Below are 7249 nucleotides of genomic sequence, written 5' to 3'. Positions count from 1 at the left end.
GCTCTTTTACCTCTCGCCTTTCGCGACCAGCCAGGATGAAGTAACCAATTCAATTAAAAAGTTCTTAAATAACAAATGATGGCAAGGGAAAGAAAAAAAACGTTTAAGATATTCTCCTTCTATAATCATAAGGTAAACCCGAAAGTACCCCGGTATCAAAAAGCGGTATTCCGCAAATTTGGCGTGCCGGTACATCATATCATTGATGAGCAGTTCAGTCATGGCGATTTCCTGAATCACATATGCCGGACTGTAACCGATACTGATTACCTGATCTTTTTTGATATAGATTGCGTGCCTACACGCCGGGAATGGCTCTCCGCTTTGCTGGAAGATCTCCGTGAGCCGCGTACCATTGCGGGTGCCGCGCAAACCGCCAATCACCTCCGTGATGCAAAGAACCTGTATGTTTCTCCCTTCTTCTTTGGTATTTCCACTGCCTACCTAAAAGAGCTGAACTATCCGGATATGAACATGACAGATGATATGGATGCGGGTCAGAACCTGACAGAAGAAATTACCCGGACAGGTGGTAATGTTAAATACTGGTGGCCAACCCATATAGAAGATGAGCAGTGGTACCTGCATCACCCGGAACATAATAAATTCGGGTATGGCACCACCTACAACGATCGTATTTATCATGCGTTCCTGTCACGGCACGATTTATCGCAGCGCTTTATAAAGAAGTGCAAATCTATATTGCCTTTATTTACCAAACTCCGGCTGAAGCTAACAGATAAGAAACAATCGCCCCCCGTAGGGCAATAAAAGGAAAGGCGCCTCCTTGTGAGGGGAGACACCTTCTTTCCTGTCGTTGTGAATAAAAACTATACTCTTCCCATTACCGGGTCGCTGATGCTTTCCTTACCTGTTTCCACCCTGCCGGCATAACGCTGCGAGAACAGGTCGCTGCCGGTGGCTTTTACAGAAAAGTCGTACCAACCCTGGCTTTTAGCCAGGTCTATCACCAGTGTTGCCGTAGTCCGTGCAGCCACTGTTTTCTTCAACACGCCTTTTTTATATCCCAGGTCTGTGATGGTAAATGTTGCCGGTTGTGTGCCATGGTTTACCAGTTTTAGTTCCACATTACCGGTTAGCTTTTTACTGCTGGTAATACTGCGCTGGTAGTTACATGCTATCTCCACCTGCGGATCGGTGGCATCGCCGGTAAACTCACGGTAAAATCCGTTGGGGCCGTATACCCTCAGGTGATAATGTGCGTCTTCAAAGGCGGCCAGCGGCCAGGTATCTTTCAGCTGGTCTCCCGCCTTTACTGCATAGGACCAGGTTCTTACCGGTTCCATGGTTTGCGTTTCTTCCTGCAAATATTTACCCGGTGCGTACACGTTGAAAGGAGCACCTGCTGCACGGTCGCCAAACACTTTGCTGGCCGCTTCAAAATTAATCTCAAATGATTTTTTGCCGGCATCCAGCTTTCCACCTGCATACAGTTCATAAGGCAGTGCATTGGCAACGCGGGTACCTTTTTCCTGTTGCGGCATCCATTCTGCGGTGGCAGGATTGGCATTGATCTTTGCAATTTCTTCTGCAGTGAGCAGCTTGAATTCATCCGGCAGTTTCTTAAACTTCGCGTTATAGATGGTTTCAATAAATTCGTTCCTTTCCGGGAAAGGCAAAGTGATTTTCTCCCCGTTAAAAGGACGGAAAACGGAAGTGAGATCACTGCAAACAGTGCGGCGCCAGGCGGAGATGTTGGTTTCCTTAATCGGCTTACCCGTTTTATGCTGCAGAAAATGTTCCATCAGCTGCAGGATGGAAGTATGATCGCATACCTGTGAATTCACATAACCCCCACGGCTCCAGGGCGATGCTATTACCAGCGGCACACGGTATCCCAACCCGATAGGGCTTTCACGGATCTCGTCGGCCCCGAGGTATTTCTTTGCCTGTTCTTCCTCGCGTGTTACATATTCCAGGCCGGTGTCGATTCCTGCGGATACCTTTCCGGTACCGGGTTTATGTGGTGCGGTAAACGGAGGTACGTGGTCAAAATAACCATCGTTCTCATCATAGCATAAAATGAAGATGGTCTTTTTCCATACCTCTTCCCTGCGGGTGAGGATGTCCAATACTTCAGACACATACCAGGCCCCATACCATGGCGATCCAGGGTGATCTGAAAACTCACCCGGCGCTACCAGCCATGAAATGGTGGGCAGCTTGCCTTCATTTACATCTGTTCTGAACTGATGCAGGATATCGCCTTTAGGCACCTGTACGGTTCTTTCCGTGTCGCCATCCTTGTAGGTAAGGGTTTCCAGTTCGTGGTAGTCCGGATCTGCAATATTGGTAGTAAATGCTTTGTTATGGAGATTTTGCGCGCGTTGGGATAATTTGGCAAAGTTAGCTGCGGTAAATTTTTCAGCATCCACCTTTGCCCGCTCCAACTCTGCTTTGTGCTGCTCCAGTTTCTTTTGCAGCTTGGTGGCTTCTTCCCCTGAAGCGCTACCCATCTTTGATTCCAGGCTTTTTATTTCTTCCGGCAGTTCTTTTATTTTACGCTGCAGGTACTGAATATGACCAGCAGCAAAACGTACGTTATAGGCGGCAAACCATTCAATAGGATTATCTGTAAAATTAGCCAGCATGCCGTCTTTCTCTCCTTCCAGGCCGGCGGCGCTGATTTCATTCTGGTAAATTTTCCAGGAAATGCCGTTATCCTCCAGCCGTTCAGGGAAACTGGTCCAATGCGCTTCACGGCCATAATCTACGTCCTCGTTCCATACATTGGCTTTGGAATCCGCCTTTTGTTCGTCGCGCAGGGTACCTGTCCACAGGTAAAGCCTGTTGGGAGTAGTACCTGTTAAAGAAGAACAAAAATTCTGGTCGCACACGGTAAAAGCATCCGCCAGGGAATAATAGAACGGGATATCTTCCCGGTTATAATAACCTAAAGTGAGCGGCATAGGCGCCCAGTCCTTGTTGCCTGATTTCTTTACCAGCAGCCACTGATCGTATTTACCATTGTTACGGGCATCTACCTGGTTACCCCATGAATGCGGCAGGCTGCTCATCCAGGTAGCTTTTGTTTCCTTCATGTTAAGCCGGAAAGGCGCATAGGTTTCATTCTTTGCATTGCTCTGCAGCCATACCAGGTTCTTGTTTGGCAATTGTATAGCACGTGGATCATTGTAGCCCCGCACTCCCCGGAGCGTTCCATAACAGTGGTCAAACGACCGGTTTTCCTGCATCAGCACCACAATATGCTCTGCATCCAGGAAAGTGGTACCGGGCCTGGGGTCAATGGCCATTGCGCGCTGAATAGAAGCCGGCAAGGCGCTGAAAACACCGGCAGCCCCGGATAGCAATGCTGCTTTTTTAATAAAATCTCTTCTGTTATCCATTAGTCGTTATAAATTTTCATGTACACTGTAAAGGGATCATACGAAAATGGAAAATAGTAAAATTCCCGTGGTATCTGCTATTTACTGTGAAGAATGGTCGTTATCTTATTATTATGGTTATGCAGTAACGGGGCATAAAAAAAAGCTTCCGCTAAATACGGAAGCCTTTCTATATATGTTGAGAAATGGTAAAGCCGGTTTACTGTGCGGAAGGCACCAATACGATTTTAATCCTCACTTTACTGGCTGGCTTCTGTGAAGCAACCCCATTTATTCCTTTGATGTCCACTTCTACAGCCCGGTCATTGTGGATAACAAAATAAGATTGATTGTTATACACCTGCGGCAATAATTCAAATGACTGTGGCACCACTGTCGGATTCGCCGGATCATACCTGGCCATGGAAACAATCACACCATCCAGCTGGTTTACATTATTTAGTTCCTCTACAGGAATGGAATAGAAAAATTTTCCATCAGGATCTTGTCCCCAATCATTCGGATTTATTTCAAACAAAATTGTTTGGTTAGGAATAACTACTTCATTGGTGGTTTTGGTGCAACCGGGCAATATAAAACCCAGTAACAGCAGCGGCAGGTAGAACCATGTTTTCATATTGTGTTGCGTTTAACATCATTTTACCAAATACAATGCCATAAACATATAATTCCATGCTAATCCGTATTTTTATGGCATGTTACCACGATACCCGAAAGCTTTTGAAAATATCCCCGCCGTTCAGCTGCAACACGCCGGGAAATCGGTGGTAGCCTGGTTCAGGCAATCAACCGAAGCCGGCAGAGAACAGGGCTTCCTTACTGAAAACTGCCTGGTATTCATTCTCCGCGGCACCAAACACCTGCATTTCCAGGAAGGCGACCTCATTGCCCATGCAGGCGACCTGGTACTGCTAAGAAGAGGCGTTTATTTTATGACCGATTTTATTACGGATGGCACCGATTACCAATCGCTGATGGTATGCGTGGATGATACGCTTCTCCGCTCTTTTATCAGTGAAGACGGCGCCCCCGCTCCAGCCATTAAAGCAACGCTGCCCGTGGTCATCTCCTGTAAAAATGACCTGCTACAGGTGCGTAACAGCATCCTGGGTTACCTGGAACACCCCCACATACATACCAACCGGCTGCTGGAATTAAAAATAAACGAGATCTTACTACTCTTGCTGTGCGGCGAATACCGGCAGGATGTCCGGGCGTTCCTATCGCACCTTTTCGACCACAGTGCGGAAAATATTTCCCTGGTTATCCGCAACAACCTCTTTCAGCCTTTTACCCTGGAAGAATATGCGAAGATGTGCGGTTTAAGCCTCAGCAGCTTTAAAAGGGAATTTGCCCGCCTCTATGATGCTCCTCCCAAAAAATGGATCAATGAAGAACGCCTGAAACATGCCCGTGAACTGCTCCTGCATTCCGGCAGCAATGTTAATGAAATCGCCTATGAGTGCGGTTTTGAAAATGTATCTTACTTTATAAAACAATACCGGCAGCTATACGGCACCACCCCCAAAAATGCACAACGAACCAAAAATGCTATTTTTTGAACGATTCCTGCTATTGCCTCATTGTCTGCAATGATACCTTTGACAAAAAATAACAAACAGCTATGAAACGCATACCCATAATGGCTTTCGTTCTGATGGCCGGCCAAACTTTTGCACAGCAGCGGCTCAATAACGCCTCCTTTATGCATGCCCCGGAAAGCGTGGCCACGGATAACAACAGCTACTATATTGCCGATATCGGAGAAGGCGCAAATCCCACGAAAAAGGATGGCAACGGGATCATTTTCCGGATGAACAAAAAGGGAGATCACCAGGTGCTGGCCACAGGGCTGGACGCTCCCAAAGGCGCATTCATCCTGCATCACACCCTCTTTGTTGCAGATATCGATAAAGTGAAGGGATATGATATTACTTCAGGCGCACAACTATACAACATAGACCTTGCTCCCGCTACTGCTTTCCTCAACGATATTGCGGCCATTAATGATTCCACCCTGGTAGTTTCCGCTACTGATGTAAATAAGCTTTTCCTGGTACATCTGGGAAAAAATCCCCGCGCGGAGGAACTGGTATATACCAATCCTATAAAAGGCACCAATGGCGTAGTATTCGACGCCCGCAGTAAAAAGCTGTACGTATGCGGCTTTGGGAGCGATAATACACCAAGCGGACAAATAGGTTACATTGATATGAACGCAGCCCAAAAAGTATTCACCCCGCTTACAAACAGACTGGGTTATTATGATGGCATTGCGCTCACGGATCATCATACACAACTGATCATATCCGACTGGGTAGCTTTCGAAAAGAAGGGAGTGCTGCTTAAACTGGATCTGGCCAGCGGCCGTGTTATCACACTGAATGAAGAACTGATTGCAGGGCCGGCCGATTTTACACTGGATGCCGCCGGCAACGCCATTGTACCCGCTATGCTGGAAGCGAATGTGTTAAAATATACGATCTCAAAATAAAAAAATCAGCGGAGGAAGCCCGTTTCCTCCGCTGAACAACCATTATATCCTTACCTGTACACCCGCTGTTCCACCGATGTATCCTCCCTGGAACTTATTGTTCCTCCTGTATTCCGACCAGATATAATGATTGCTTATATCCTGTCCTACGCCATGTTCTGTTTGCACAAAATTAAACGTAGGACCGGCAAATACTTCTACCCTGCTGCCAAAGCGATAGGCAGGGAATATGCCCAGCGACTGCCGGTGATAATATCCTTTCTTGAAATCGGTGAGCACCAGGGTGGTTGCTTCTGCGTTGATCCTGAAATGTGATAACAACGGCCAATGCGCGCCAATACCGGCTTGTAGCGCATACAGGGGATTGGGGTTATCTTTTAAATTATACCCTACCCCGAGAATGCCATACAATATCCGTCCACCGGATTTAAAAGAGGCGATGGCTGTAGCCGTTTCATCAATACTTACACTTACCTGCTTTTCCCCGCCCTTTACAATGTTCACCACACCTACAGGACATTCGCTGCTGTCGGCAATGTTGATAAAACCTACCTGCACACCTTTTACCTTTTTCGCAATATTGATAAACCCTGCTACCTGCGAATGCACATTTTCAGCTGTATTCATAAAGCCGGCTACCTGTACATTGGCGTCTTTCTTTGCAATGTTGGTAAAACCTGCTACCTGTACCTGTGAGTTATTAGCTGCCATGTTCATAAAACCGGCTACCTGTGTACCATCTGCATTACGCGGTACCAGGTTGGCAAAACCTGCCATCTGGAAACCATGCATACTGCCGGCCGTATTCAGGAATCCCGCTACCATAGCGCCGTCGCCATTGATTTTTACCTGGTTCATAAAACCGGATACCGTAACAGCGTGAAATGTTTTACCGATATGATTGGAGAAACCAGCTATCTGCGCACCGGTGGCACTGTCTTTAATAATATTGGAAATACCTGCAATAGCGGCGCCGGTTTCAGCTTTGGATACACCGGCGATAATATGTAAGGAAAAATGATTGGTATAAGCTGCTGCATTTTTTCCATTGCTGCTTAACGGATACACTAAACCAATATGCGCTGGACTGGTCAGCGGCGTTTGCGCATACGCTGCAGTGGCAAGGAATAAAACGGAAACAAAAAAACAAATGATCCGGCTGCTGAAGTAAAATGTTCTCATGGTGTGTTAGTTATTTCGTACCATATAACGACACGTTGAAGAACCTATACCCCTATGCAAAAAATTAAATTTAAAAAATACTGATGCCAGCCTGCCAGCCTATCCATGCGGCAATTGAATTACCTATTTTAAAAGAGGGATAGTGCGCACCAAAGTCGGTGGACTTATTCCCCGCTTTATCATCAGTACAAATAGCTAAAGAGGG

Annotated in this window: 6 protein-coding genes; 3 read left to right on the top strand and 3 right to left on the bottom strand. The window is 46.6% G+C overall.

From position 1 onward, the window contains the following. The first annotated feature begins 78 nt into the window (after positions 1–78). The gene (locus VIM72_RS12480) at positions 79–771 is read left to right on the top strand and encodes a hypothetical protein (protein WP_332003164.1); all 693 of its coding nucleotides are present in this window, start codon (positions 79–81) and stop codon (positions 769–771) included. 59 nt (positions 772–830) lie between these two features. Here the strand turns inward: VIM72_RS12480 and VIM72_RS12475 are convergent, their stop codons facing one another. Then, positions 831–3368 carry a phosphocholine-specific phospholipase C gene (locus tag VIM72_RS12475; RefSeq protein ID WP_332003163.1) on the bottom strand — a complete coding sequence of 846 codons (2538 nt, stop codon included), beginning with the start codon at positions 3366–3368 and terminating at the stop codon, positions 831–833. A gap of 199 nt (positions 3369–3567) precedes the next feature. Beyond that, positions 3568–3984: a hypothetical protein gene (locus VIM72_RS12470; protein ID WP_332003162.1), complete on the bottom strand. Its 417-nt coding sequence runs from the start codon at positions 3982–3984 to the stop codon at positions 3568–3570. Between the two features lie 79 nt (positions 3985–4063). Between VIM72_RS12470 and VIM72_RS12465 the strand changes: the two genes are divergently transcribed. Then, positions 4064–4930: an AraC family transcriptional regulator gene (locus tag VIM72_RS12465; RefSeq protein WP_332003161.1), complete on the top strand. Its 867-nt coding sequence runs from the start codon at positions 4064–4066 to the stop codon at positions 4928–4930. Between the two features lie 62 nt (positions 4931–4992). Next, entirely contained in the window at positions 4993–5862 is an 870-nt protein-coding gene (locus VIM72_RS12460; protein WP_332003160.1) for a hypothetical protein, read from the top strand. Between the two features lie 42 nt (positions 5863–5904). Here the strand turns inward: VIM72_RS12460 and VIM72_RS12455 are convergent, their stop codons facing one another. After that, complete coding sequence (locus tag VIM72_RS12455) at positions 5905–7044, bottom strand: hypothetical protein (RefSeq protein ID WP_332003159.1); 1140 nt, start codon at positions 7042–7044, stop codon at positions 5905–5907. Positions 7045–7249: the final 205 nt, after the last annotated feature.

The organism is Chitinophaga sp. (assembly GCF_036569185.1).
Lineage (GTDB): Bacteria > Bacteroidota > Bacteroidia > Chitinophagales > Chitinophagaceae > Chitinophaga.
The sequence above is the reverse complement of the archived record's forward strand: the minus strand, read 5'-3'. Positions and strand labels throughout refer to the sequence as shown.